The 25,312-nt window shown below is 70.9% G+C and carries 23 protein-coding genes and 2 pseudogenes; 14 read left to right on the top strand and 11 right to left on the bottom strand.

The features are described 5' to 3' along the window. Positions 1-60 precede the first annotated feature (60 nt). On the bottom strand, positions 61-918 hold the full coding sequence (locus ACY0PA_RS11990) for a DUF4097 family beta strand repeat-containing protein (protein WP_473084610.1): 858 nt from the start codon (positions 916-918) through the stop codon (positions 61-63). Positions 919-983: 65 nt separating this feature from the next. Then, entirely contained in the window at positions 984-1,535 is a 552-nt protein-coding gene (locus ACY0PA_RS11985) for a hypothetical protein (protein WP_473084609.1), read from the bottom strand. A gap of 511 nt (positions 1,536-2,046) precedes the next feature. On the opposite strand from ACY0PA_RS11985, the gene ACY0PA_RS11980 reads away from it, so the two are divergent. Both ACY0PA_RS11980 and ACY0PA_RS11975 read left to right on the top strand, forming a co-directional pair. Beyond that, positions 2,047-2,667 (top strand): ArsR/SmtB family transcription factor, encoded by a 621-nt coding sequence (locus tag ACY0PA_RS11980; protein WP_473084608.1) that lies wholly within the window; start codon positions 2,047-2,049, stop codon positions 2,665-2,667. A gap of 21 nt (positions 2,668-2,688) precedes the next feature. Continuing rightward, a complete protein-coding gene (locus ACY0PA_RS11975; RefSeq protein ID WP_473084607.1) occupies positions 2,689-3,432 on the top strand; it encodes an SRPBCC family protein in 744 nt (247 codons plus the stop codon). A gap of 72 nt (positions 3,433-3,504) precedes the next feature. Here the strand turns inward: ACY0PA_RS11975 and ACY0PA_RS11970 are convergent, their stop codons facing one another. After that, positions 3,505-5,328: an endonuclease/exonuclease/phosphatase family protein gene (locus ACY0PA_RS11970; protein WP_473084606.1), complete on the bottom strand. Its 1,824-nt coding sequence runs from the start codon at positions 5,326-5,328 to the stop codon at positions 3,505-3,507. A gap of 216 nt (positions 5,329-5,544) precedes the next feature. Between ACY0PA_RS11970 and ACY0PA_RS11965 the strand changes: the two genes are divergently transcribed. Together ACY0PA_RS11965 and ACY0PA_RS11960 are read left to right on the top strand one after the other, a co-directional pair. Beyond that, on the top strand, positions 5,545-6,987 hold the full coding sequence (locus tag ACY0PA_RS11965; RefSeq protein WP_473084605.1) for a hypothetical protein: 1,443 nt from the start codon (positions 5,545-5,547) through the stop codon (positions 6,985-6,987). Between the two features lie 216 nt (positions 6,988-7,203). Then, complete coding sequence (locus tag ACY0PA_RS11960) at positions 7,204-8,673, top strand: alkaline phosphatase PhoX (protein WP_473084604.1); 1,470 nt, start codon at positions 7,204-7,206, stop codon at positions 8,671-8,673. A gap of 99 nt (positions 8,674-8,772) precedes the next feature. Here ACY0PA_RS11960 and ACY0PA_RS11955 read toward each other — a convergent pair whose 3' ends face one another. Next, positions 8,773-9,669, bottom strand: a complete 897-nt coding sequence (locus ACY0PA_RS11955) for a serine/threonine-protein kinase (RefSeq protein ID WP_473084603.1) — start codon at positions 9,667-9,669, stop codon at positions 8,773-8,775. A gap of 128 nt (positions 9,670-9,797) precedes the next feature. On the opposite strand from ACY0PA_RS11955, the pseudogene ACY0PA_RS11950 reads away from it, so the two are divergent. Both ACY0PA_RS11950 and ACY0PA_RS11945 read left to right on the top strand, forming a co-directional pair. Continuing rightward, positions 9,798-9,947, top strand: a pseudogene (locus tag ACY0PA_RS11950) (1-aminocyclopropane-1-carboxylate deaminase); the annotation flags it as partial. A 141-nt stretch (positions 9,948-10,088) separates the two neighbouring features. Then, positions 10,089-10,316 (top strand): CarD family transcriptional regulator, encoded by a 228-nt coding sequence (locus ACY0PA_RS11945; RefSeq protein WP_266565655.1) that lies wholly within the window; start codon positions 10,089-10,091, stop codon positions 10,314-10,316. Positions 10,317-10,539: 223 nt separating this feature from the next. Here the strand turns inward: ACY0PA_RS11945 and ACY0PA_RS11940 are convergent, their stop codons facing one another. The 6 genes from ACY0PA_RS11940 to ACY0PA_RS11915 all read right to left on the bottom strand — a co-directional run bounded on the left by ACY0PA_RS11940 (position 10,540) and on the right by ACY0PA_RS11915 (position 16,801). Further along, positions 10,540-11,763 (bottom strand): TerD family protein, encoded by a 1,224-nt coding sequence (locus ACY0PA_RS11940; protein WP_473084602.1) that lies wholly within the window; start codon positions 11,761-11,763, stop codon positions 10,540-10,542. A gap of 64 nt (positions 11,764-11,827) precedes the next feature. Further along, entirely contained in the window at positions 11,828-12,817 is a 990-nt protein-coding gene (locus ACY0PA_RS11935; protein ID WP_473084601.1) for a zinc-dependent alcohol dehydrogenase family protein, read from the bottom strand. After that, the gene (locus ACY0PA_RS11930; protein ID WP_473084600.1) at positions 12,814-13,644 is read right to left on the bottom strand and encodes a carbohydrate ABC transporter permease; all 831 of its coding nucleotides are present in this window, start codon (positions 13,642-13,644) and stop codon (positions 12,814-12,816) included. The genes ACY0PA_RS11935 and ACY0PA_RS11930 overlap by 4 nt, the downstream gene beginning before the upstream one ends. Further along, a complete protein-coding gene (locus ACY0PA_RS11925) occupies positions 13,641-14,576 on the bottom strand; it encodes a carbohydrate ABC transporter permease (protein ID WP_473084599.1) in 936 nt (311 codons plus the stop codon). The genes ACY0PA_RS11930 and ACY0PA_RS11925 overlap by 4 nt, the downstream gene beginning before the upstream one ends. Next, a complete protein-coding gene (locus ACY0PA_RS11920; RefSeq protein ID WP_473084598.1) occupies positions 14,573-15,943 on the bottom strand; it encodes an ABC transporter substrate-binding protein in 1,371 nt (456 codons plus the stop codon). Before ACY0PA_RS11920 ends, ACY0PA_RS11925 begins: the two co-directional genes overlap by 4 nt. Positions 15,944-16,039: 96 nt before the next feature. Continuing rightward, positions 16,040-16,801, bottom strand: a complete 762-nt coding sequence (locus ACY0PA_RS11915) for a DeoR/GlpR family DNA-binding transcription regulator (protein ID WP_454402605.1) — start codon at positions 16,799-16,801, stop codon at positions 16,040-16,042. 417 nt (positions 16,802-17,218) lie between these two features. Between ACY0PA_RS11915 and ACY0PA_RS11910 the strand changes: the two are divergent. Further along, a pseudogene (locus ACY0PA_RS11910) lies at positions 17,219-17,566 on the top strand (diaminopimelate decarboxylase); the annotation flags it as partial. A 9-nt stretch (positions 17,567-17,575) separates the two neighbouring features. On the opposite strand, the gene ACY0PA_RS11905 reads toward ACY0PA_RS11910, so the two are convergent. Continuing rightward, on the bottom strand, positions 17,576-18,385 hold the full coding sequence (locus ACY0PA_RS11905; RefSeq protein WP_473084597.1) for an NAD-dependent epimerase/dehydratase family protein: 810 nt from the start codon (positions 18,383-18,385) through the stop codon (positions 17,576-17,578). 230 nt (positions 18,386-18,615) lie between these two features. Here ACY0PA_RS11905 and ACY0PA_RS11900 point away from each other — a divergent pair, with 230 nt between their 5' ends. The 7 genes from ACY0PA_RS11900 to ACY0PA_RS11870 all read left to right on the top strand — a co-directional run bounded on the left by ACY0PA_RS11900 (position 18,616) and on the right by ACY0PA_RS11870 (position 25,271). After that, positions 18,616-19,566, top strand: coding sequence for a 5-dehydro-4-deoxyglucarate dehydratase (locus ACY0PA_RS11900; RefSeq protein ID WP_473084596.1), 951 nt, complete (start codon positions 18,616-18,618; stop codon positions 19,564-19,566). Then, the gene (locus tag ACY0PA_RS11895; RefSeq protein WP_473084595.1) at positions 19,563-20,726 is read left to right on the top strand and encodes a hypothetical protein; all 1,164 of its coding nucleotides are present in this window, start codon (positions 19,563-19,565) and stop codon (positions 20,724-20,726) included. The genes ACY0PA_RS11900 and ACY0PA_RS11895 overlap by 4 nt, the downstream gene beginning before the upstream one ends. Before the next feature lie 92 nt (positions 20,727-20,818). Next, positions 20,819-22,099 carry an RNA-guided endonuclease InsQ/TnpB family protein gene (locus ACY0PA_RS11890; RefSeq protein WP_473084594.1) on the top strand — a complete coding sequence of 427 codons (1,281 nt, stop codon included), beginning with the start codon at positions 20,819-20,821 and terminating at the stop codon, positions 22,097-22,099. Next, on the top strand, positions 22,051-22,413 hold the full coding sequence (locus ACY0PA_RS11885) for a hypothetical protein (RefSeq protein ID WP_473084593.1): 363 nt from the start codon (positions 22,051-22,053) through the stop codon (positions 22,411-22,413). The genes ACY0PA_RS11890 and ACY0PA_RS11885 overlap by 49 nt, the downstream gene beginning before the upstream one ends. A gap of 178 nt (positions 22,414-22,591) precedes the next feature. Next, a complete protein-coding gene (locus ACY0PA_RS11880; RefSeq protein WP_473084592.1) occupies positions 22,592-23,206 on the top strand; it encodes a TIGR03086 family metal-binding protein in 615 nt (204 codons plus the stop codon). 40 nt (positions 23,207-23,246) lie between these two features. Continuing rightward, a complete protein-coding gene (locus ACY0PA_RS11875) occupies positions 23,247-24,017 on the top strand; it encodes an MBL fold metallo-hydrolase (protein ID WP_473084591.1) in 771 nt (256 codons plus the stop codon). 459 nt (positions 24,018-24,476) lie between these two features. Next, a complete protein-coding gene (locus ACY0PA_RS11870; protein WP_473084590.1) occupies positions 24,477-25,271 on the top strand; it encodes an HAD family acid phosphatase in 795 nt (264 codons plus the stop codon). The last annotated feature ends 41 nt before the right edge of the window (positions 25,272-25,312 follow it).

Here is a 25,312-nt window from a genome sequence, read left to right as displayed (position 1 = left end):
GTGGTGAGCGATGACGTGGTGGCGGTGAAGTGGCCGGTGGCGTAAGGAACTTGGGGCGGGTCAGGCCCGGGCGCGGCGGATGTCGATGTTGCCGAACTTGGTCCGGGCGCGGACCTCGACGGTGTCCTCGGACTTGTCGGGGCCGTCGGAGGCGCCGAGCCCGTTGTGCACCTGGCCGGCGGCCGAACTCACGTCGAGCCAGGCGGCCGTGCCCCCGCGGATGCCGATCTCGATGGCGCCGTAGGAGGTCTCCAACTGGACGGTGCCGCGGGCGACTTCGTCGACGCGCAGGGCGCCGTGGGCGGTGGTGGCCGCGACCGAGCCCTCTGCGCGCCCGACGAAGATGTCACCGTGGGCGCCGTTCACGCGCAGATCGCCCAGGGCGTCGCCGACGGTCGTGGTACCGGAGGAGTTCTTCAGGACGGCCTGACCGTCGACGGTGCCGAGGCGCACGCTGCCGGAGCTGGTGGTGATCTCGGCAGACCCCTGGACGTGGTCCACGGTGACGCTGCCGTGGGACGCGGACAGGTGCAGCGGCCCGCTGGTCTCGAGGCGGACATCGCCCGACGAGGTCTTCACGCGGACCTCGCCGAGCCGGCCCTCACCGTTCACCTGGGTCCAGGCGCCGGCCACCTCCACCTGGGAGCCCGTGGGCAGCTCGACCGTCACGTCTACGACTCCGGAGGGGCCGATGAGGCGGCGGCCCTTGGGCGTCCTGATGGTCAACAGGCCGCCCGCGTACCGCACTTCGGTCTGCTCGGCGGCCCGCACGTGCTGGTCCTTCTTCGGGTCGCGCGGCTGCACGTCGACGAGGGTGTCGAGCCGGTCGGTGGCGATGAACCGGATGGACCCGGCTTCCACGTGGGCGGTGGCCGAGATCGGCTCGGGAGTGTCGAAAGGAGCGTCGAAAGAAGGCATGGCTGTCCCGTCCTCTTGGGTCTCAGGGTGAAGTTCCGGGTGAATTCGGGCGGGCGGAGGCGCGGTCAGCGCACCCAGCCCGTGAAGCTCTGTCCGACGGTGCGGGTGGTGCGGGTGGGTTTGGTACCTCCCGGCGCACGTGACGGGGTGCCGCCGTCGACCGCGGCCGACACGGCTCGTACCAGCCACGCGTTGACCGACAGGCCCTCGCGGTTCGCGGCCTCCTCGGCGCGCGTCTTGAGGTGGGCGGGCAGGCGCAGATTGACGCGGGCGGTGCCGCCGTCGTCGCCGTCGGCGGGCGCCGGGGCCGGCGCCTTGAGCGGCTCGGCGGGCCCGCTCCGGTCCTCGTACGCCGCCTCGTACGCCTCGTCCGCCGCCGGCCGCGTCACCACGAAGTCGGGGTCGAGCCCGCGCAGCCGTACGTCGACCGATCCGGGGGCGAGTTCACGGGTGATCTCGTCCATCGCGGCGGAGAGCACATTGAGCATCGTCAGGCGGGTCGCCGACTCCAGGGGAGCGGTGAGCCGTTCGGCCAGCTCGCGGGCTTCTTCGCCGCCGGCTTCGGCGGCCACCGCGAGTTCGCGGCGGAGGTTGTCGACATACGGCGTGAGGTCCATGACGCCATAGTGGCACCATGATGGCGCCATGCGCAAGCGTATGGGGAGAGTGGTTGCAGATTGGAGGCAGGGGGGCGGCCCTGACCTGTGGAGACGTGCTGGCGCCGAGTTGTGTCAGAGCGGCGCCATGCCGGGTCGTGTCCACTCTGGCACCCCTAATGGCGCCGCGTGGCGCCGCGTGGCACCACGTGGCGCCACGTGGCGCCACGTGATCTGCCCGCGCCCCCGGCCTGCTCCCGGGGCCTTGGCCTCAACCATGGTTGACATTCGAGGGTGGGCGAGCGAGAGGTCACCCGAAGCGTCGTCCACTCCCGGAGGCAGCCGTGACCGCGCGTACGACCAGCCACCCCGATCCCACCCGAGCCGGCGCCGGCCTCGTCTTCTTCTCCGCCTGGCGCGCGCTGAGCCTCGTGCCGGGGCCGGCCGCGTAACGGCGTCTGTCGGGCGGCCGTGACTCGCCGAACAATCAAGTCGCCTGGACAAAAAAAGTTTTCGGTGGGACGGTGGACTCATGTTGGACGTCACCGTGATCGAGGACCCTGCGGCAGCCGCGGTCTCCCTCGACCCGATCAGGGCCCGGCTGCTCGCGGAGCTGGCCGCCGGACCCGCATCCGCCGCGATGCTCGCCCCCAAGGTCGGCCTGCCGCGCCAGAAGGTGAACTACCACCTCAAGGCGCTGGAGAAGCACGGCCTGGTCGAGCTGGCGGGGGAGCGGCGCAAGGGCAATGTCACCGAGCGCCTGATGCGGGCCACGGCCGCCTCGTACGTGATCTCACCGGTCGCGCTCGGCGCCGTGCAGCCCGACCCGGACCGGGCCCGCGACCAGCTCTCCGCACGCTGGCTGCTCGCCGTCGCGGCACGCCTCGTACAGGACGTGGGAGCGCTGCTGACCGGGGCCGCCAAGGCGAAGAAGCGCCTCGCCACCTACGCCCTCGACGGCGAGGTCAGGTTCGCGTCCGCCGCGGACCGGGCCGCGTTCATCGAGGAGCTGACCCAAGGGATCGGCGCGCTCGTCCGCAAATACCACGACGGATCCGCCGAGGGCGGCCGCGACCACCGCGTGGTGATCGCCGTGCATCCCTCGGTGAAGGATCCGCAGCCCCGACCGCCCCTCGAAGACCGACCGCACTGACCGCACCAAGGAGTTACCGCCATGACGAACGAACCCAGGGAATTCGAGATCGCCCGCGAGTTCGAGGTCGACGCCACCCCCGAGCAGGTCTGGGAGGCGCTCACCTCGGGCACCGGCGGCTGGCTGTGGCCGATGGAGTACGAGCCTAAGGAGGGCGGCCGCGGGCCGCACGGCGCCACGATCACGGCCTGGGATCCGGAGCACCGCCTCACCGCCCGCTCGGACAACCCGGACGCGCTGCCCCCGTTCCAGACCCTCAATCAACTGGACCACGTCATCGAGGCCCGCGACGGCGGCCGCCGCGCCTGGGTCCGCTACGTCCACAGCGGGATCTTCACCGACAACTGGGACGACTACTACGACGGCGCCGACAAGCACACCGACTTCTACCTGCACACGCTGCGTCAGTACCTGACGCACTTCGCGGGCCGCCCCGTCGCCTTCACCATGTTCGACGGGCCCGCCGCGTCCGCGAACACCGAGGCCCTTGTCGTCGTCGGCCGCGCCCTCGGCCTGCCCGACGGCGCCGCCGAGGGCACGAAGCTGCGGGTCCGGGGCCCCGGCGGCGAGACCATGGAAGCCGTGCTCGACTACCGCAACCCGTACTTCATCGGCCTGCGCACCGACGACGCCCTGTACCGCATCTTCGGCCGCGGCCGCTGGGGCGCGCCCGTCGGCATCGTCGTCCACGACTTCGCGCCGGACGCCGACGCCGCGCAGGACGAGACCGCCTGGCGCGGCTGGCTGGACGGGGTCTTCGCCTGACGACCCCGCCCGCCGGACAACCCGCCGGTGCTGCGGACAGGCCCGCAGGTGCTACGGACAGGCCCGCAGGTGCTAGGGACGGAACCGCAGCACCTGCGGGTCGTGGTCGCTGATCTGGTCGTTGAACTCGCTGTTGACGTGCACGCTGTCGTACGCGAAGTCGTCGTGCCGGATCGACGGGCTGATCAGGATCTGGTCGAGGACCTGGCTGTTGCCCTGGTAGTCGTACGTGTAACGCTCGCTCCTCGGCAGGGACTTGATCGCGGACCACAGTGTGCCGCCGTCCTCCAGGCGCTGCGCCGTGCCGGAGAACTCGAAGTCGTTGATGTCGCCGAGCGTGACGACGTCGGCGTTCTTCTGCGCCTCGAGGATCTCCTTCACGAAGCCGTTCACCGCGTCCGCCTGCGCGTGGCGCTGGGTCTCCGAACTGCGCGCCGGCGGCTGGTACTGGGCCGTCAGGCCCTGGTCGCCGCCCTTCGACGCGAAGTGGTTGGCGATCACGAAGACGGTCTTGCCGCGGAAGACGAACTCGCCCGCGAGCGGCTTGCGGCTGTTCTTCCACGCCGCGTCGGCCGGGGCGATCCGGCCCGGGGACGCGGTCAGCGCGGCCTGCCCGTGCGTTTGCGTCACGCCCACCGGCGTCGTGGAGTCGCCGCCCGCGCGGTCGGTGAACGAGACGCGCTCGGGGTTGAAGAGGAACACCTGGCGGATGTTGCCGCCGGGTTCGCCGCCGTCCTGGTCGTTGACCGGGTCGACGGAGCGCCAGTCGTACTTCGGGCCGCCCGCGGCGACGATCGCGTCGATCAGCTTGTTCACCGTGACGTCCGCGGCGACCGTGCCGTCGTCCTTCGCGCCGTTGTTGTCCTGGATCTCCTCCAGGGACACGACGTCGGGGGACTGGAGGTGGTCGACGATCGCGGTCGCGTGCGCGGCGAACGTGCCGTCGCCCGGATCCAGGTTCTCGACGTTGTACGTGGCCACGGCCAGCTCGCCGCGCTTCTGCTTCCGCGTCGTCTCCCGCTCCAGGCCCCCCTTGTCCAGGGTGCCGAGCTCCCGCGCGACCAGCGTGTAACCGCCGAACTGGGTGTAGTCCAGGGGTCCTTCGGTCCGTCCCGCCAGGGTGTCCCCGACGTTCGCGGCCGGGAAGTCGGCGACCGTGCCGAGCGACTGGATCTGCAGGCGGCCCGTGTTCTGGGACCCGTACGAGCCGTAGACGGTGCCGCCGCGGCGCGTGGGGTTCTCGTGCGGCTTGACCGTCACCCACAGCTCGGCGTACGCGTCGGAGGCGGTGACGACGCGGGAGGAGCCGACGCGTACGTTCATGCCCTCCAGGGACTCGTAGAGGTCGAGGGCGTACGTCGACGGGCGCAGCGGCAGCGCGTTGACCGAGCCGTTCGCCGCCGGGTCGCCGGCCGGAGCGTACGCGGCGGGGACCGACTTCGCGTCGATGACGGTGGCGGCCGGGAGCGCGTTGCCCGACGAGACGACCGTGACCGTCGGCTTGGTGATCTCCGTGACGGACTGGTTGCCCGACGAGGCGCCGCCGGGGACGTACTCCGAGACCGTGCCCGAGACCGTCACCGCGTCGCCGGTGACGGCCTTCGGGGCTGAGCTGGTGAAGACGAAGACGCCCTCGCTCGTGGCGGGGTCGGCGTCGGGCGCCGTGTCCTCGATCCAGAAGCCCTTGGACGAGCCGTAGCTTCTGACCCCCGTGACCACGCCGGCCACGTCCGTGACCTGCTTCCCGGCCAGCGGGGACATCCGGGTCGCGCCCTGGATGTCATGGATGCGTATCGCGTCCGCGTGCGCGGGCGAGGTGAGGACGACGGTGGAGACGGTGGAGCAGACGGCGGCGACGGTCAGCGCGGCGAGGCGTGACGAGTTCTTGCTCGGCAAGGGGTCCCTCCGGGGACGTGTGTGAGGCGCCGGGACGAGGGTGGAGCGAGCGGGCCGCTCCGTGCTCTTCTACGCGCGTAAATGTCTTGTGGAGCAAGGGGAGTTGTCAAGGTTTCAGCGGTGTACGGTTCCTGACGGGTACATGAACCGGGCGGCATGCTGCCAAATCCGTCTAGGCTGAGCGGTCGCACAACACGTCCGGAGGAGAACAAGGCGATGTCAGACAGCTCCCCCCTGCCGCCGGCGAGGCTGCGCTCCGAAGCGGAACTCGCGCGCGACGCCCTCGCCACCCCGCTGCTCTCCCGCGCGGTGCGGCTCGCCCGCTGGGCGGGACCCGCGACCCGGGTCGGCGCGGGCGGCGAACTCGTCGAGGAACAGCTGCCCGCCGCGGCGCTCGAACTCGGGCTCGGCGCCGATGCCGAAGGGGCCGCCGACGCCAGCGAGGCCTGGCGGGTCGCGGTCGACACCGGGCTCGTGGAGATCGTGGACGAGGAGGAGGGCACCGTCGCCGCGGGCGAGGACCTCGCCGTCGTCGCCTCCGGCAGCCCGCAGGACATCCTCGCCCTCTGGCTCGGCGCCCTGGACACCGCGCTCGCCGACGCGAGCATCCCGGACCTGGACGACCTCGTCGACGTCCTGGAGGAGACCGGCGAGGTCGATTTCTCGCAGCTCGACTGGGACCCCGAGGCGGAGGCAGACTTCCTCGAAGGCGTCCTCGGCAACCTCTATCTCCTGACCGTCACCGAGGGCGGCGCCGGCGACGAGCCCGTCCCGCTGCCCGCCCTCGCCGCGTCGATGATCGTGCCCGACGGCGTGGGCGAACCCACGGACGACGTCCTGGAGCAGGTGTCGGACGCGATGCTGAAGCTGGACGACCAGTTCCGGCTGCTCGTCCCGGTGGGGCTCGTCGAGTTCCAGCCGGTCGACGAGGCCCTGATGGCGGAGATCGGGGAGGGTGAGGGGGCCGACGAGCCCGACGCCTTCGACGACTCGGACGTCACGCGGTACGGCATGGTGCGCCTCACCCCGCTCGGGCTCTACGGCGTCCGCGCGCGCATGATCGACGCGGGCCTCGACGCGCCCGTCGTAGGCGACCTCGCGGACAAGGGCGCCGACACGCTGCTCGACGGCACGTCGTCTTTCCCGCAGGCCGCCGCGCAGGACGAGATCGAGCAGTGGCTCACACGGCGCCAACCGCTCGTGGCGGCACGGGAGTTGCTGGCCGCGGCGCGCGGCGCGGACGCCGGGGCGCCGCTGCGGCGGCTGCGCTGCCAGCAGGCGCTGTCCCTCGTGGGCGGCGAGGCGGAGCCGGCGCTCAGGGAGGTGCTCGACAACGCGGAACTGGGCGGTCTCGCGCGGGTCTGGCTCGCCGAGCGCGGGGCGAGCGACGTGCCCGCGCCGCCGGAGTCCCTGATCTTCTGGCTCACCGTCGACACGATCGCCGCGCAGCTCGCCCTGGAGGGCAACTCCGACGAGCTCCAGGGCCTGGTCGAGGGGCTCGCGGCCCAGCACCGCGGGTTCTTCGCGGCGGCCTGGAAGGTGGACCACCCGGCGACGGCGGACGTCCTGGAGGCGATGGGGCGTCTGCACCCCGACAAGAAGGTGGCCAAGGAGGCCCGCAAGGCGGCGTTCAAGGCGCGGTCCGCGCAGGGCGGATAGCCGGACAGCGACGCCGGGACGGTCAGGGGGCGGGGCGCGAGGGCGCCCCGCCCCCTTTCGCGTACCGCCCGTCGCACCCGCCGACGACCGTGAACGTGTTCGCTCTGTCGACGTCGTGCGGAGTTCAGCCGCCGTTCAGGCATGGCAGGGAACGTGTGGCCGAAACAGCATCAGCGCCCGCTCCACCGCCACAGCAACCCGGTCACAGGAGACACCATGTCGCTCACCCGCAGGGACTTCACGAGACGCTCCGCCGCCACGGGCGCGGGCATCGCCCTGGCCGGCACCGTCGGCGCGCTCGCCACCGCTCCCGGTGCGCTGGCCGCCGAAGGGGACGCCGCCGAAGGTGAATACGGGGACGTCGCGCACACCGAGGGCCACCACGGTGTCGGCTACGGCCCGCTCATGGACGACCCGAAGGGCCTGCTCGCGCTGCCCGCCGGATTCTCGTACCGCGTCATCACGTACACGGGCAAGACGACCCTGGAGTCGGGCGAGTCCACCCCGTCCAACCACGACGGCACCGCCACCTTCGACGGTCCCCGCGGCGCCACGCTGCTCGTCAACAACCACGAGATCGGGGGCGCCCGCACCAAGGCGAAGTACCCGGTCCCGCTCGCCGAGGGTCTCGTCTACGACCCGGCCGCGGCCGGTGGCTGCACCGTCGTCGAGGTCCGCCGCGACGGACAGGTCGCCGAGTGGGTCGGCATCGCCGGCACCGCCACCAACTGCGCCGGCGGGCGCACCCCTTGGGACACCTGGCTGACCTGCGAGGAGACCGAGGACAAGGCCGGCGCCAACGGCATGACCAAGGACCACGGCTACGTCTTCGAGGTCGACCCCGCGGACCGCCGCGCGAATCGCGAGCCCAAGCCGGTCAAGGCCTTCGGCCGGTACGCCCACGAGGCCGTCGTGATCGACCCCAAGCGCGGCCACGCCTACCTCACCGAGGACGCGTCCGGCCCCAACGGCCTGCTCTACCGCTGGACCCCGCCGAAGGGCTTCCAGCACGGCCGAGGCAAGCTGCGCACGCTCGCCGACGACGCGGGCGTCCTCCAGGCCACCAAGTGCTTCGACTCCGGCGGCCGTTTCGTCGACGACCTGTCGCGCGCCACACAGATCGGCACGGTCTACGGCGTCGACTGGGTAGACGTGCCCGACCGCGACGCCAAGACGGTCTCCGTGCGCAAGCAGTTCGCCGCCGGTGAGGTCACCCGCGCCCGCAAGCTCGAAGGCATGTGGTGGGCCGACGGCGGCACGTACATCGTCTCCTCGTTCGCCCGTGAGGAGAGCCCCGTCCAGCACGACGGACAGGTCTGGTTCTACGACCCCAAGCGCCGCACCCTGACGCTCAAGGTCCTGCTCGGCGTGAACGCGGACCCGGCTGACGCGTCGGGGGCCGGTGCCTTCGACGGCCCGGACAACATCACGGTCTCCCCGTACGGCGGCCTCGTCATCGCCGAGGACGGCAACGGCATCCAGCACCTGTTCGGCGCGACCGACAGCGGACGCACGTACCCGATCGCGCGCAACGAGCTGAACATCGGCACCGAACAGGAGCCGGAGTACAGCGAGTTCACGGGCGTCACGTTCTCGCCCGACGGCCGGACCCTCTACGCGAACATCCAGACCCCGGGCATCATGCTCGCCATCACGGGGCCGTGGAAGCGCCAGCGCTCGAACTGATCACGCTCCACCGAAATGACTGACGACTGACGGCTGACGGCTGACCTCCGGCCGACGCGCACGCACCTGCCGTGCGCGTCGGCCGCGGTCGTCCCCGGATCAGTCCTGCTCCTCCGCCGACAGCCTCTCCGCGAGCGACTCCTCGTGTACGTGGATGAGGGCCGCGACCTCCTCCTGCTCCCACCAGGGATACGGGGTCGCCCGGGCCACGCACCACGCCAGGACCTCGGGGACCGTCGGACGGGCGTAAGGGGACTTGGCCAGGCAGCTGCCGAGGAACGCCTCCCACTCCTGGTCCGGGACTCCGACCAGGTCGGGCTCCTCGTGCAGCGTGCGGTGGATGACGTGCGGGGCGTTGCCCGCGCCGTGCGGATTGCGGCCCGTCGCGCAGAGGCCGAGCAGCGCGCCGAGCGCGAACACGTCCGCGGGGGCGCCGGCCGGGACGGCGTGGGTGATCTGCTCGGGCGCCATGAAGCCGGGGGAGCCGGCCGGTTCAGCGGCCGGCTCGCCGATGCCGGGTGTTCCGCCGCCCGGGACCGCCGCCTTCGCGACCCCGAAGTCGATGACCTTGGGCCCGGCGGCCGTCACGACGACGTTCGCCGGCTTGAGATCGCCGTGCACGAGCCCCGTCGCATGGATCGCCGTGAGCGCTCCGGCGAGCGAGGCGCCGATCGCGGCGAGGGCACCCGGGTCAGGCAGGCCGAGCGCCGCCACGGCCTCGGACAGCGAGGGGCCCACGCAGAACTCCGCCGCGGTCCAGGGCACCGCCGCCTCGGGGTCGGCGTCGAGCACGGCCGCGGTGAAGGGCCCCCGCACGGCCCGCGCCGCCTCGGTCTCCCACCGGTACCGCGCCCTGAACTGCGGCTCGGCGGCGAGAGGCTCCCGCACTGTCCTGACCACCACGACCCGGCCCGCCGGTGAGCGCGCCAGGTGCGCGGTCCCCGTGCCGCCGTCGCCGAGCTGACTGACGAGGCGGTAACCCGCGAGACGCACCATGGAACGCCATCCTCCTGTACGGCTTCGAACAGCGGTACCGCGGCTCGCCGCCGGCGGGCAGGGAGGACCGGAAGACCCGGGCCGCCGAGTACCGCCGACGATCACTGCGACGCCAGGCAGGCACCGGAGGGTTCCCGGATCCCGTGTACGAGGGAAAGTCGATGGCCGGGATGATCGACCTGGTCGCCCGGGGCGAGATCGGCCCCGACGCGACCGTCCTGTACGCCCACCTCGGTGGTCAGCCCGCCCTGAACGCCTACAGCGCCCTGTTCCAGTGATCTGCGTCGCTGCAAAAGCCCACGCCGGAGGGCTCAGGCGCAGGTGAGCGCAGGTCGAGAGGGGTGTTTCACCGACATCGTCACCGAAGTGTGAGGACGTAGACGTAGTGTCCGTGGGCGCGCGGGGCGCATACTCGTTGAATGACAAGGCCCCCCAGTACGCGCCGCCAACTTCCGGGCAGCCCCTTCAACGTTCCGGCAAAGCCCGCTCCGCCGGTAGAGCAGTTCGCCGTGGGCGACCGCGTTTCCCATGATCAGTACGGCCTCGGCAGGATCATCGGAGTCGAGGGCGAGGAAGCCGTGCTCATCGACTTCGCCGGGCAGCAGGGCCGATTCCTGAGCCCGTTCTCCAAGCTGTCCAAGCTCTGACGTATCCGACGCTTCGGAACCGGCGCCCTGGATTCGGGGGTCGTGTCCACGGGTTCGTTGGCTGACGCCATGAGGCGGCCGGCAGCACGGGTTTCCGTGCCGCCGGCCGCCTCTGTCGTGTCCGCCCGTCACCCCTCGTGACGCCCCGGATCCCGGCGGCAACCCCTCGCTCGCATGAGCGAGGGACTGCCGTCCTCGGGGGAGCCTGTGCCGCAGGCCGTTCTCAGAGCGCCTGTGCCGCCGGCTTGACCATGCCGCGCACCGTCCGCGACTTCACGAAGTCGCCCATGGCCGTCATGTCCCACTCGCCGGAGAACTGGCGGATCAGCTTCGCCATCATCACGCCCGTCTGCGCCTCCGCGTTCGTCAGGTCGAAGCGGACCAGCTCCTCGCCCGTCGCCGCGTCGATGAGCCGGCAGTACGCCTTGGCGACCTCGGTGAACTTCTGGCCCGAGAACGAGTTCACCGTGAACACCAGGCCCGTCACCTCCTGCGGGAGCCGGCCCAGGTCGACGACGATGACCTCGTCGTCCCCGCCGCCCTCGCCCGTGAGGTTGTCGCCGGAGTGCTTGATCGCGCCATTCACGATCGAGAGCTTGCCGAAGTAGCAGCTGTCCACGTGGTTGCGCTGGGGGCCGAAGGCGATGACCGACGCGTCCAGGTCGATGTCCTTGCCCCGGAACGCGGGCTCCCAGCCGAGGCCCATCTTGACCTGCGAGAGCAGCGGCTGTCCGCCCTTGACCAGGGACACCGTCTGGTTCTTCTGGAGGCTGACGCGGCCCTTGTCCAGATTGATCTTCCCGGCGCCCGGAGCGGGAGCGGCGGGCGGGGCGGGCGGGGCGGCGGTGGGCGCGGGCGGTGCCACGCGCGGGTCGACCGGGGGAGTGGTCGGCGCGGGCATGGCCTGCACGGGCTGCACCGGCGCGGGGGCCGGAGCCGGGGCCGCGGGCTCTTCGACGCTCACACCGAAGTCCGTGGCGATGCCCGCCAGGCCGTTGGCATAGCCCTGGCCCACCGCGCGCGCCTTCCAGGCGCCGTTACGGAGGTAGATCTCGACGATCACGAGAGCCGTCTCGGTGCCGAGCTGCGGCGGTGTGAACGTGGCAAGCACGGAGCCGTCGTCGGCCTTGATCGTGGCCGTGGGCTCGATGCCCTGGAAGGTCTGGCCGGCCGCGTCCGGGCTCGCGGTGACGACGATCTTCTCGATGCCTGGCGGCACGGCGGACGTGTCCACCACGATCGCGTCCGGTGCCGTGCCGCCGCCCGAGCGGTAGGTCACGCCCGGGCCCGAGGGCTGGTTGTAGAAGATGAAGTCGTCGTCGGAACGTACCTTGCCGTCGGCGGTGAGCAGCAGGCCCGAGACGTCGAGCCGCACCGGGGCGGCGACGTCCACCGCCACGCGGGCGGTGGACAGCGGGATGTTCGAGCCGGGGGTCATAGCGGTCATGCCGGGGTAACGAGCGATACGGCTTTGCCGTTCCCTTACCTGCCGATGACTTCCCACCGATGGCTCACGGCACCACCACGATCTTGCGCCCCACCCCGGACGCGAACTGGTCGAGCGCCTGCGGATACGCGTCGAGCGGCAGCCGGTCGCTGATGAACACGTCCGGGTCGAGGACACCGCCCGCGAACAGCTCGGCGGCCCGCTCGTAGCTGTGCAGGACGGCCATCGAGCCGGTGATGGTGATCTCCTGGTTGTAGATCCGGTACGGGTCGACGGACACGCGCGTCGCGTAGTCCGCGACGCCGAACTGGAGGAACGTCCCCGCCTTCGCGACGCGCCCGAGACCGTCCTGGATCGCGCCCGCGTTGCCCGTCGCGTCGATGACGACGTCCCAGCCCTGCGGCCGGTCGAGCTCGTCCGCGTCGGCCCCGGACCCCGAGACGCCCAGCTTGCGGGCGGTGGCGAGCCGGTCCGCGTTGAGGTCGACGACGTCGACGCTTGCGGCGCCGGTCCGCTTGGCGAGCTCCAGCATCATCAGGCCCATCGTCCCGGAGCCGTAGATCAGCACATGGGAGCCGAGGCGCGAGTTCAGTACGTCGTAGCCGCGCACGGCGCACGACAGGGGCTCGATGAGGGCCGCGTCCTCGGTGCGCACGTGGTCGGGCAGGCGTACGCAGTTGGCCACGGGCGCGACGGCGTACTGGGCGGCGCCGCCCGCGGTGGTGACGCCGATCGCGGCCCACCGCTCGCACAGGTTGTTGTGGCCCGAGCGGCAGTAACGGCACTCGTAGCAGTACAGCGACGGGTCGACGGCGACGCGGTCGCCGACCGACACCTCGCGCACGTCACGCCCGAGGCCGACGACCACCCCCGCGAACTCATGACCGGGCACCACCGGCAGTGTCGGCGCGAACTCGCCCTGGAGGATGTGCAGATCGGTGCCGCACAGCCCGCACGCCGCGACCTCCACGACGACGTCACGCGGACCCGGAGTGGGGTCGGGGACCTCCGTGACCACTGCCTTGCCGGCGGACTCGATGACGGCGGCCTTCATTTCACAGCTCCCAACGACAGGCCCTGGACCAGTTTGTCCTGGGCGGCGAATCCCGCGGCGAGTACCGGCAGGGAGACAACGAGGGACGCGGCGCACACCTTCGCCAGGAACAGGCCCTGGCTCGTGATGAAGCCGGTCAGGAAGACGGGCGCGGTCTGGGCGACGACACCGCTGAGCACGCGCGCGAAGAGGAGTTCGTTCCAGCTGAAGATGAAGCAGATCAGCGCGGTCGCGGCGATGCCCGGCATGGCGATGGGGGCCACCACGCGCGCGAGGAGGGTCGGCAGGCGCGCCCCGTCGATCCGCGCGGCTTCGATGACCGCGATCGGCACCTCGGCGAGGAACGACTGCATCATCCACACCGCGATCGGCAGATTCATCGAGGTGTAGAGGATGACCAGGAGCCAGATGTTGTCGAGCATCCCGGCGCTCTTGGCGAACAGGTAGATCGGCAGGAGGCCCGCTACGACGGGGAGCATCTTCGTCGACAGGAAGAAGAAGAGGACGTCGGTCCACTTCTTCACGGGCCGGATCGACAGCGCGTAGGCGGCCGGCAGGGCCAGGACCAGGACGAACAGCGTCGAGGCGAGCGACGCCACCGTCGAGTTGATGAGCGCGGGCCACGGGCTCGCGCCGCCCGCCGTGCCGAAGAAGTCACGGTAGCCGTCGAGGGTGAGGGAGGCCGCGAACGAGGGCGGGTTGGTGGCGGCGTTCTCCTCCGAGTGGAAGGACGTCAGCACCATCCAGGCGATGGGCAGGAAGAACAGGATGCCGGCGAGCCAGGCGACGAGCCCGAGCCCTTTCACACGCGGTAGACGGAGATTCATGCGCGGGACGCCTCCTCGCGGAACAGCGACGACACCACGCGCAGCGCGAACGTCGCGATGATGATCGAGCCGATGACGACCAGGACGCCGGCGGCCGACGCGAGGCCGTTCTCGTGGGCCTGGTAGAAGCTCTGGTAGACGGTGTACGGCAGGTTGGCGGTGCCGAGGCCGCCCGAGGTGATCGTGAAGACGGCGTCGAAGTTCTGCACGATGTACACCGAGCCGAGCAGGGCGCCCAGTTCGAGGTAGCGGCGCAGGTGGGGCAGCGTCAGATACCGGAAGACCTGCCAGTTGCCCGCGCCGTCCATCCGGGCCGCCTCGATCAGTTCGGGGGAGCGCGACTGCAGGCCCGCGAGCAGGATCAGCATCATGAACGGCGTCCACTGCCACACCAGGGCCGTCTCGACGGCGAGCAGCGGGGTGTTGGAGATCCAGTCGGGCTGGGGGCCGCCGACGTAGTGCAGCAGGCCGTTGAGGAGCCCGTACTCGGGGTTGTACAGGACGTGCTTCCACAGCAGCGCGGCGGCGACGGGGACCAGCAGGAACGGCGCGATGAGGAGCGTGCGCACGAGGCCGCGGCCGCGGAACTTCCGGTCGAGGAGCAGCGCGAGGCCGAGCCCGACGACCAGGCTCACGATGACGACGGTCACCGTCAGCAGGATCGTCGTCAGGACGGACTTGCGCAGGTCCGGGTCGGTGAGCACCTCGCCGTAGTTGGCGAACCAGGTGAAGCGGCGGGCGTCCGGATACAGGGCGTTCCAGTCGAAGAATGAGATCACCAGCGTCGCCACGAAGGGCAGCTGGGTCACCACGATCATGAACACGAGGGCGGGCAGGAGCGGGGCCCTGGTGGCCCAGGCGCGCAGCCGGCCGGGGGACTTGGCGGTGCCCACGCGCGCGTGGGCGACGGGAACGGTCGTGGTCGCGGTCATCGTCCCTCGTACTCCTTCGCGATCTCGGCGGCGAGCTTCTGGGACTTGTTCAGGGCGGTGCCGACCGACTGGCGTCCGGCGATGGCCGCGCTGATCTCCTGCGAGACCTTGGTGCCGAGATCGGTGAACTCGGGGATGCCGACGAACTGGATGCCGGGCGCGGGCCGCGGCTGGACGCCCGGGTCGCGGGGGCGCGCCCCTTCGATGGCCGCGCGCGTCACGTCCTGGAAGGCGGCGGCCTCCTTGCGGTACTCCGGGTTGGTGTACGTCGAGGCGCGCTTGCCGGCCGGCACGTTCGACCAGCCGATCTCCTTGCCGACCAGGTTCTCGTAGCCCTTGCCCGACGCCCAGGAGACGAACTTCCACGCCTTGTCGGGATTGCGCGAGGCGTTCTGCACGCCCCAGGCCCAGGTGTAGAGCCAGCCCGAGCTCTCCGTCTTCTCGACCGGCGCGGGTACGTAGCCGATCTTGCCCTTGACCGGGGACTTCGCCGATTCGAGCGAACCGGCAGCGGCCGTGGCGTCGTACCACATGGCCGTCTTGCCCTGGGTGAGGTTGTTGAGGCACTCCGCGTAGCCGGACTGGGCCGCTCCGGACTCGCCGTGCTTGCGGACGAGGTCCACGTAGAAACGGGTCGCCTTCTCGAATCCGGGCGAGGTGAGCTGCGCCTTCCAGTTCTTGTCGAACCAGGTGCCTCCGAAGGTGTTCACCACCGTCGTCAGCGGCGCCATGAGTTCGCCCCAGCCGGGCAGGCCGCGCAGGCAGATGCCCTTCATGCCGGGCGCGGCGCCGTCCGCCTTCGCGGCGAGGTCGGCGACCTGCTGCCAGGTGGGGTGCGCGGGCATGCGCAGGCCCTTCTTCGCGAAGACGTCCTTGCGGTACATGAGGAAGGACGACTCGCCGTAGAACGGCTGGCCGTAGAGCTTCCCGTCGTCCCCGGTGAGCGACTCGCGCATCGGCTTGAGGATGTCCCGCTCGTCGTACGCGGTGTCGTTGCGCGCGTACGAACCCAGCTCGTGCAGCCAGCCGTTGCGGGCGTAGATGGGGATCTCGTAGTTGCTCAGCGTCGCGACGTCGTACTGGCCCGCCTGGTTGGCGAAGTCCTGGCTGATCTTGTCGCGGACGTCGTTCTCCGGCAGGACGGTGAAGTTGACCTTGATGCCGGTCTCCTTGGTGAAGTGCGCGGCGGTCAGCTTCTGCAACTCGGTCATCTGCGGGTTGTTCACCATCAGGACATTGATGGAGTCACCGCCCGAGCCGGTCCCGCCGGCACCGGCCCAGCAGCCGGAGAGCAGCGGGGTGAGCAGCGTCCCTGCGGCGGCCGCGGCGCACAGGGCGCGCGGCCTCCGTCGGCTCTGGGTTCGCATGAATGCTCCTGAACGTATGAGGCAATTGGGCGGAAAGTGGGAGGAAAGGGGTACGCCCGGGTGTGCGGAACCCATCGGCGTACGCAGGCAGGGGTGTCAGACGCGGATGACCTGGGGCCCCTGCAACGCATAGCGGTGAGCCTCGGACGCGGGCAGTTGCGTGCTGGTCACGATCGCCTCCAGCGAGGAGACCGGCGCGAACCGGCAGAAGCTGACCGCCCCGAACTTGGTGTGCACACCCGCGAACACGGTGCGCCGGGAGGCCCGCACGGCCTGCGCCTTGACCTCGCTGACCGCGGGGTCGGGCGTGGTCAGGCCGTGCTCGCGCGAGATGCCGTTGGCGCCGATGAACGCCAGGTCGATCACGAACCCGGCGAGCATCTTCGTCGTCCAGTGGTCGACCGTGGCCAGGGTGCCGGACCGCACCCTGCCGCCGAGCAGCAGCACCGTCGTGTTCTCCGCCTCGGCGAGTGCGCCCGCCGTGGCCAGCGACGCGGTGACCACGGTGAGCGGCCGGTCCCGCGGCAGGGCCTCGGCGATGAGCTGGGGGGTGAACCCCTCGTCGACGAAGACGGTCTCCGCGTCCCCGATCAGCTCGGCCGCCGCGGCGGCGATCCGGCGCTTCTCCGGGACGTGCATGGTGGTGCGGAAGGCGAGCGTCGTCTCGAAACCCGCGCTCTCCACGGGATAGGCGCCGCCGTGCGTACGCCGCACCAGGCCGTGGTCCTCCAGGGCCCGCAGGTCGCGCCGTACGGTCTCCTTCGCGACCCCGAGCCGGGCCGCGAGCACGGTGACGTCGACGGAGCCGCTGCGGCGTGCGGCGCGCACGATCTCCCGCTGGCGTTCCTCGGCGCTCATGCTGTGCACCTCTCTGTGCGGTCTTTGCCGTGCTGTCCGGACCGTCCTGTCCGGCAATCCTGTCCGGCCGTCCTGTCCGGACCGTGCGGTCCCTGCTGTGCGTTCCGGGCTGGGTGTGCCCGGTGTCCGGTCCGCCGCCCGTTCGGGCCCGTGCGGTGACTCTGGGAAATTTGTACAGCGGGCTCGCGGCTGTGACCAGGTTCGTTACCGGTCCGATGCTGCCCGTCTGTGCCCGTTCACACCGGTGCCTGCCCGCCGCGGACCTGGGGCGGTGCGCGGAAGCGGGCAGGGCGATGCCCGTTCGGGGGACCGCGGCCGCCCGTTCGCTGCCCGCCTGCCGTGTTCGCTTTGCGTCAAGGAGGGCCGAGAAGGCGTCAACAGACCCGGGCAGCCGTGGATCAGGCTCATCGGCGGGCGAGCTCCGCCGTGGACGGAGGCATGAGCGACAGCCCGTGGGGCCGCGGCGTCCGCCACGTGCCCCGTCTCGTCGGCAGGCACTCCACGGCGGCCGAGCGCCCCGTCACGGTCGTCGGGCGGCACTGCGAGGCGGGCGACGTCCTCGCCTCGGAGGTGCCGCTGCCGGACGACGTACGGCCCGGAGGTCTCCTCGCCGTGCCCGTGGTGAGCGCCTACCACCTGTCGACGGTGTCCGGCCACCACCTGGTGGGGCGGCCGCCCGTCGTCGCCGTGGCGGACGGGCGGGCCGGGCTCCTGGTGCCCCGCGTGTCGGCCGACGACGTCAGGAGCCGCGACACAGGGCGATGAACTGCCGCCTCAGTACGGCCAGATGGGCGGGTTCGTCACGAAGTGACCGCCCATCCGCGTGTGGTCGGGGTTGGCCGGGTCCAGCTCGCCGAACTCGGCGATCAGCTTCTCGGCGTACTGCTCCGAGTCGTCCTGCGGCTCGTAACCGAGTGCCCGCGCGGAGGACAGGTCCCACCACACGCGCGTGTTGTCGGACGAGCCGTAGACGACCGTGTGCCCGACGCCCTCGGCCCTGATCGCCGCGTCGAAGAGCCTCGCGCCGTCGCCCGGGCTCAGCCACACCGACATCATGCGTACGTTCGTCGGCTCCATGAAGCACGAGCCGATGCGCACGGACACGGTCTCCTGGCCGAACTTGTCCCAGTAGAACTGCGCGAGGTCCTCGCCGAACGACTTGGACAGGCCGTAGTAGGTGTCGGGGCGGCGGGGCGTGTCGACGGGAACGCGGGGGTCGCCGTCCGCGGGGCGGGGCGTGTAGCCGATCGCGTGGTTCGACGAGGCGAACACGATGCGGCGCACGCCTTCCTCGCGCGCGGCCTCGTAGAGGTTGTAGAGCCCTTCGATGTTCGCCTTGAGGATCTTGTCGAAGCTGGACTCGAGGGAGATGCCCGCGAGATGGATGACCGCGTCGACGCCGCGCACGGCCTCGCGCAGGGCGTCCCGGTCGGAAAGGTCGGCCGTGATCGCGTCCGGCTCGCCCTCGATCGGGCGGGCGTCGAGGAGGCGCAGCTCGTAACCGTAGGCCGGAAGCAGCCCGCGCATCAGGGTGCCGACGCCGCCGGCGGCTCCGGTGAGCAGGACGGTGCGGGGAGCGGGCATGCGGGAGTCTCCTCGAATAGTCAGCCAGTTGGCCGCATTCATGCACGGAATTCACATCCGTGGACACGCTAAAGATTGCCGCCGGGGGTAGTCAAGTCTCCCGCGGAGGCTCGAAATCCGCTGCCAGGATGCGAGTTTGCGTGCTTGACCCGCGCCCTGGGGGCGGATTAGCGTGAGCGAGTTCAGAAATATAGACGCAAATCAGAACTGTGCACGCCAAGGGAGAGCCCGTGACGTCAGCCCCTCTCGCCGCTCGACTCAGCACCCCCAGCGGGCCGCTGTTCTTCCCGGTCACCGCCTTCGGTTCCGACGGCACCCTCGACCTCGACACCTTCCGCACCCATGTACGCCAGGGCGTCGAGGCCGGGGCCGCCGCGGTCTTCGCGTGCTGCGGAACGGGCGAGTTCCACGCCCTGACCCCCGAGGAGTTCCAGGCGTGCGTGGCCGCGGCCGTGGAGGAGACCGCGGGACGGGTGCCGGTTGTCGCGGGGTCCGGGTACGGCACGGCCCTCGCCGTGCGCTACGCGCGCCTCGCCGAGGAAGCCGGCGCCGACGGGCTCCTCGCGATGCCGCCCTACCTCGTGGTGGCCGGCCAGGAAGGCCTGCTGCGCCACTACTCGGAGCTGGCCGACGCGACCTCCCTGGAAATCATCGTCTACCAGCGCGACAACGCGGTGTTCACCCCCGAGACCGTCGTCGCCCTCGCCCGCCACCCCAAGATCCTCGGCCTCAAGGACGGCCTCGGCGACCTCGACCTCCTCCAGCGCACGATCAGCGCCGTACGCGCCGAGGGACTCACCGACTTCCTCTACTTCAACGGCCTGCCCACCGCCGAGCTCACCGGCCTCGCCTACCGCGGCATCGGGGTCGGCCTCTACTCGTCCGCCGTGTTCTGCTTCGCGCCCGACATCGCCCTCGCCTTCCACACGGCGCTGCGCACCGGCGACGATGCCACGGCCAACCGTCTCCTCGACGGCTTCTACCGGCCGCTCGTCGAACTCCGCAACGAGGGCCGCGGCTACGCCGTCTCCCTCGTCAAGGCCGGGGTCCGGCTCACCGGCCTAGACGTCGGCGAGGTCCGCCCGCCCCTGCACGAGCCCACCGACGACCACGTCAAGCGGCTCGCCGGCATCGTCGAGCGCGGCCGCGCGCTCCTGGCCGGGACGGGGGACCAGGCGTGAGGGCGTCGGCCTTCGTCTACCCCTGGGACGTCAACGGCGACCCCGAAGCCGCCGGCCGCATCGCCGGCCTCGGCGTCCAGCAGGTCACCCTGGCCTCCGCCTACCACTCCACCCGCGCCCTGACGCCCCGTCACCCGCGCCACCGCGTCGTCACGGCAGAACACGCCGCGGTCCTCTACCCGCCGGGCGACCGCTGGCAGGGCCGGGACCTGCGGCCGTACGAGGCGGGGGACTGGGCTCCCGGCGACGCCTTCGGGCAGGCCGCCGAGGCGCTCGCGGGCGCCGGGCTCGACGTCCACACCTGGGTCGTCCTCGCGCACAACTCCCGTCTGGGCGCGGAGCATCCGGACACCTCCGTCGTCAACGCCTATGGCGACCGCTACCCGTGGGCCCCCTGCATCGCACAGCCCGCCACGCGCGCGTACCTCGTCGACCTGGCGGCGGAGGCGGCCGTGCGGCCCGGCGCGCAGGGCACCGAACTCGAATCCCTCGGCTGGTACGGGCTCGCGCATCTGCACGCCCATGACAAGACCGCAGGCGTCGGCCTCGGCGACGCGGGCCAGTACCTGATGTCGCTCTGCTTCTGCCCGTCGTGCCGCGACGGCTACGGCCGGCAAGGCCTGGACGCCGTGGAGTTGGCGGGTGACGTCCGGCGCGCGCTGGAGCCTCTGTGGCGCGGGGACGGCACCCCGGACGGCGGCTGGGAGGCGGTGGAGAAGCTGCTCGGGGCGCGCACGGCGGCGGGCACGCGCGCGTGGCGTGACAGCGTCGCCCGTAGCCTTCAGGAGGAAGCCGTCGCCGCGGTCCGCGCGCAGGCCCCGGACGGATTCCGGATCCTGCTGCACGCCGACCCGGCGTCGTACCACTGCGGAGCGAACGCGGGCGTGGACCCGGCGCACATCCTCGCCGTCGCGGACGGCGTGGTCGTGCCGTGCACCGGCGGCGCGGAGCTGACAGCCCCCTTTGCCGCTCAGGGCAGGGGAGTCGTGGCCGCCAACCTCACCGTGGTCGCCGGGATGGGCGGGAGCCCCGCCACGCTCGCCGCCGACGCGCGGCACGCCACCAAACTCGGCGCCACGGAACTGCGCCTGTATCACGCGGGCTTGGCGTCCGACGGCGACCTGAAGCTCATCGAGAGGGCCCTGTCGGACCTCGCCTGAGCCTGAAGGCTGCAGGTCACCTGGTGTCCGGTTCTGACCGTTTGGTCGAGTGTCCGGCGGGGTTGCACAGCGCACTGTTAGTCTCGCACGGTATGGGGCAAGTGGAGCTGGAGAAGAGGCAGTTCGGGCATCGTGCCCGGCTGGCTCTGGCCCCTGCCCAAGTAGCGGCACTGGACTCTCAGGCTCACTCCGCCCGCGCCCTGTGGAATGTGCTGCATGACTGGTGGGGCATGCTGCCGACCGGCAAGCGCACCCTGGCCGCTGCTGACGGAGCGATCCGGCAGGCCCGTCGAGAGATCGACTGGATGGGTGCTCTGCCTGCCCAGGCCGCCCAGGCGGTGCTCAAGACGTACTTTCAGGCGTGGAAGAACTGCTGGTCGGGCCGTGCTTCGGCACCGGAGTTCAAGGCCCGTTTCCGCACCCCGCTCACTCTCGACATCCCCCAGGGCCGTGACCTGCACGTCACTCGGGTCCATCGGCGCTGGGGGATGGTCAACATTCCCAAACTCGGCCGGGTCCGCTTCCGCTGGACCAAGGACCTTCCAGTCGGCAAGCGTGCCGACGAGAACAACCGGATCACCGGAGCGCGGCTGGTCAAGGATGCCCTGGGCTGGCACATTGCCTTCCGTATTACCACCCACGATTCTGTTCCCGCCTCACACGCCGGGCCGGAGGTCGGCATCGATGCGGGGGTGGTGGTGCCGCTGGCTCTGTCCGATGGCACCGACTTCCGCCACAGCCCGTGGCTGACTTCGAAGGAGCGGGCTCGCCTGCTCGAGTTGGAGCGCCGGGCCGCGCAGCAGAAGTCTTGCCGCACGAAAGGCGAGCGCACCAGCGCCCGCCTGCACCGCACCTATGACCAGATCGCCGGGTTGCGCGCGAAAGCCAAGCGCCGACACCTCGACTGGCAGCACAAGGCCACCACGGAGATCGCCCGCACATACGGCACGGTCGTGGTAGAAGACCTGCACATCACGAACATGGTCAGGTCCGCCAGGGGCACTGTGGAGGAGCCCGGCACCCGGGTGGCGCAGAAGGCGGGCCTGAATCGGGTGATCCACGCGGAGGCCTGGGGCCGTACCCTCACAATGCTGGACTACAAGACCCGCCACCACGGTGGGTCCCTGCACAAGGTCCCCGCCCCCGGCACTTCTCTACGCTGCTCGCAATGCGGCACGACTGCATCGGGCAGCAGGGAGTCCCAGGCCATATTCGTGTGCAAGAACCCGGCGTGCTGCTGGGTCGGCAACGCCGATACGAACGGCGCTCGCAACGTTCTTGCTTCATACCGGATGGGCCTCGCGCTTGTCCCGGCTGCCGGAAGGTGCAGTCGTCAGACGCGGAAGCGCGTCAAGCCCGCCACCGCAAGGTAGGAGGGAATCTCCATCGTTCACGAAGGAGAGCACTTCAACAGCCCAACTCGGTCCTGCCCGCCGCGATGCGCGGCACGTACGACGGCTCCGCGATCTCCGGCGTCGACAAGTGGGTCAGGACGCGCGGCGAGCGGATGATGTTCGTGTACGGGCAGAACGACCCGTGGAGCGCCGAGAGGTTCACCCCGAGCCGGCGCGACTCGTACCGCTATGTCGTGCCCGGCTCCAACCACGGCGCGTCCATCGCCAAGCTGCCCGCGGACGAGCAGGCCAAGGCCGTCGCCACGGTCAAGCGCTGGGCCGGCGTGCAGTAGCGTCCCGAAAGACCCGTGCAGTGGGAGTCATGGCAGGTCAGCGTGGTTCTAGGGTCCCGGTCGCGGAATCGTGCGGACGCCTTGGGGTGGGGCGGCGATGATTTCCGGCCGGGGCCGGGGTCTACCTCTCATAGAGACCCCGCACAGGTCACACCTGTCCGTACGTGAGGAGCCCCGCATGACCGACGCGACCGATCAGACCGTCCCGGCCGTCCCGATGGTGGACTTCGGCCCCCAGACCCGCCTCGTCGCGCGCCTCGCGGACGGCGTGGGCGAGGACCAGCTCGGCCTTCCCACTCCGTGTCCGGAGTACGCGGTGCACCACCTGCTCGGGCACATCGTGGGCCTGACCGTCGCCTTCCGCGACGCCGGGCGCAAGGACCTGGGCCCGACGACGGACACGAACCCCGGAGCGTCCCTGCCCGACATCACGGACGGCTGGCGGGACACGCTGGCCAAGGCGCTCGACGAACTCGCGGAGACGTGGCGCGACCCGGCGGCCTGGCAGGGGATGACCCGCGCGGGCGGCGTCGACCTGCCCGGCGGCGTGGCGGGCCTCGTCGCCCTGGACGAACTCGTCGTGCACGGCTGGGACCTGGCGAGGGCCACGGGCCAGGAGTACGACCCCGAGGAGGCTGCCCTGGGAGCGGCCCACGCGTTCCTCGCGCAGTCCACGGGCCCGGACCGCCCGCCCATCTTCGGCCCCGTGGTCCCCGTCCCGGACGAGGCACCACTCCTGGACCGGGTCGTGGGGCTGAGCGGCCGCGAACCGCAGTGGAGGCCCGCCCCCTGAAACCCGTCCACCCACTCGGCGCGCACCGTAGGGTGCCCGGATGGCGCTCACCCTCACCGTCCTCGGCACCGCATCGCCCCACCCGCGGCCCGGACACCCCTGCTCCGGATACCTCCTGACGGCAGGAGACGTACGGGTCTGGGTGGACGCGGGCCCCGGCACGTTCGCCGAACTTCAGCGGCACACCACCCCGGAGGCGCTGACCGCCGTCTGGATCTCGCATCTGCACTCCGACCACTGGGCCGACCTCATCGCGGCGGCGGCCGGCATCGGTGACGGCGGCCTCACCGTGCCCGCGCCCCTGCCAGTCCACGCCCCTGCGGGTTGCGCGCGGAGGCTGGCCGGGTTCTTCGGAAGTGACGACCCGTCGCAGCTCGCGGCGGTCTTCGACTTCCGCGACCTGGGCGACGGACACCGGGCAGACCTGGGCGGCGGCCTGATCCTGGAGAGCAGACGCGTCGCGCACGGGGGAGTGGAGGCGTACGGACTGCGCGTCGAGTACGAGGGCGTGGTCTTCGCGTACTCCGGGGACACCGGACCCTCCCCCGAGCTGACCGAACTCGCCGCCGGCGCCGACCTGTTCCTGTGCGAGGCCGACATCGACCGGCGGCGGGACGGTGAGCCGGTCCATCTGACCCCGGAGGACGCGGGGGCCGTCGCGAGGGCGGCGGGCGTCGGGGAGCTGGTGATCACCCATGTCGGCCCCACGCTCACCGCCGAGGCGGCGACGGCCCGCGCCGGGGCGGTCTTCGGCGGCCGGACGTCGCAGGCCCGCGAGGGAGACGTTCTCCGCCTCCGTCGGAAGCGCTGACCAATCACCCGGAATTTCATCCCGGATGCCCCCGCGTACGTGACGAGTAGCAGGAGCAGCCCGGCGAGTGCCATGAGCGCGCCCAGGAAACGGAGATGGCCGGGTGTGCCGAAAATGGCCGGGGACGTGTCGGGACGGCCCATGGCCGCCCAGGTGTCCGAGTTCTTCTGGCGAATCCGTTCGGATCTTCGGGGCGTGATCCCTCGTCACCGAACTCAACTGGGCGCCCCGCCCGCACATCGGCAGGACCGTTCGTGCCCGCATGGCGCCGACGAGCAGCTGAACCGCAGGGCTGGATTTCTATGGATCGCGTATCGATCGGATAAAGCACCTGTCGCCGCTCGTGTGATGCGCGTAGACAAGCGGTGACCTGGCGCGAACGATCACGTGACGCGGTGTGCGCGCCGGGTCTCCTTCCGACCCGACGGCCGCTGCAGGCCAGATCCGGAGACACCATTCATGCGGAAGTCCATCAGAGTCGCGGGGATCGCCGCGGCGTGCGCCCTCGCGGGCGGTGCCGTCTACGGTACGGGCGCGGCGAGTGCCGGCGGCGCGTCGGCGAGCACCACCGCGGAGCCCCACAACATAGGTCTCCTCACCACGGAGATCACCTCGTACTACGGTGCCATGCAGGACAGCGCCGGCGTGTGGCAGGCCTCGGCCGACAGCCAGTACGCCAAGGACCTGGCGCGCATCGAGGCGGGTGCGAAGAGGCAGATCGCCAAGGCCGCCAAGCAGCACCACGGAAAAGGTGACAAGCCCGCCGTCGTCTTCGACATCGACGACACCCTTCTCCTCAGCCTCGACTACGAGAAGAAGACCAACTATGTCTACAACGACGCCAGTTGGAAGGAGTACGTGGCAAAGGCGAACCGACCGGCCGTCTTCGGCACGCCCGGTCTCATCGACTACGCGCAGTCCAAGGGCGTCGAGGTCTTCTACAACTCCGGTCTGGGCGAGACGCAGCGCGCCGCCGCCGTCGAGAACCTGAAGAAGGTCGGCATCGACGTCAACCTCGACGCCGACCATGTCTTCCTCAAGGACAAGACCAACCCGCCTGCCTACCTCAGCGGTTGCGCCACCGCGAGCGCCTGGAACTGCACCACCGTGCAGTACAAGTCGGGCACCCGCAAGCACATCGAGTCCCTCGGCTACGACATCGTCGGCAACTTCGGCGACCAGTACTCCGACCTCGAGGGCGGCTACGCCGACAAGACGTACAAGTTCCCGAACCCGACGTACTACGTCAGCTAGTCGCACGGCCGCGAGCGTCGGCGTGCACCGGGTCGGCTACC

The organism is Streptomyces sp. DS1-CR2, from assembly GCF_055760475.1.
This window is presented reverse-complemented; position numbering and strand designations above follow the sequence as displayed.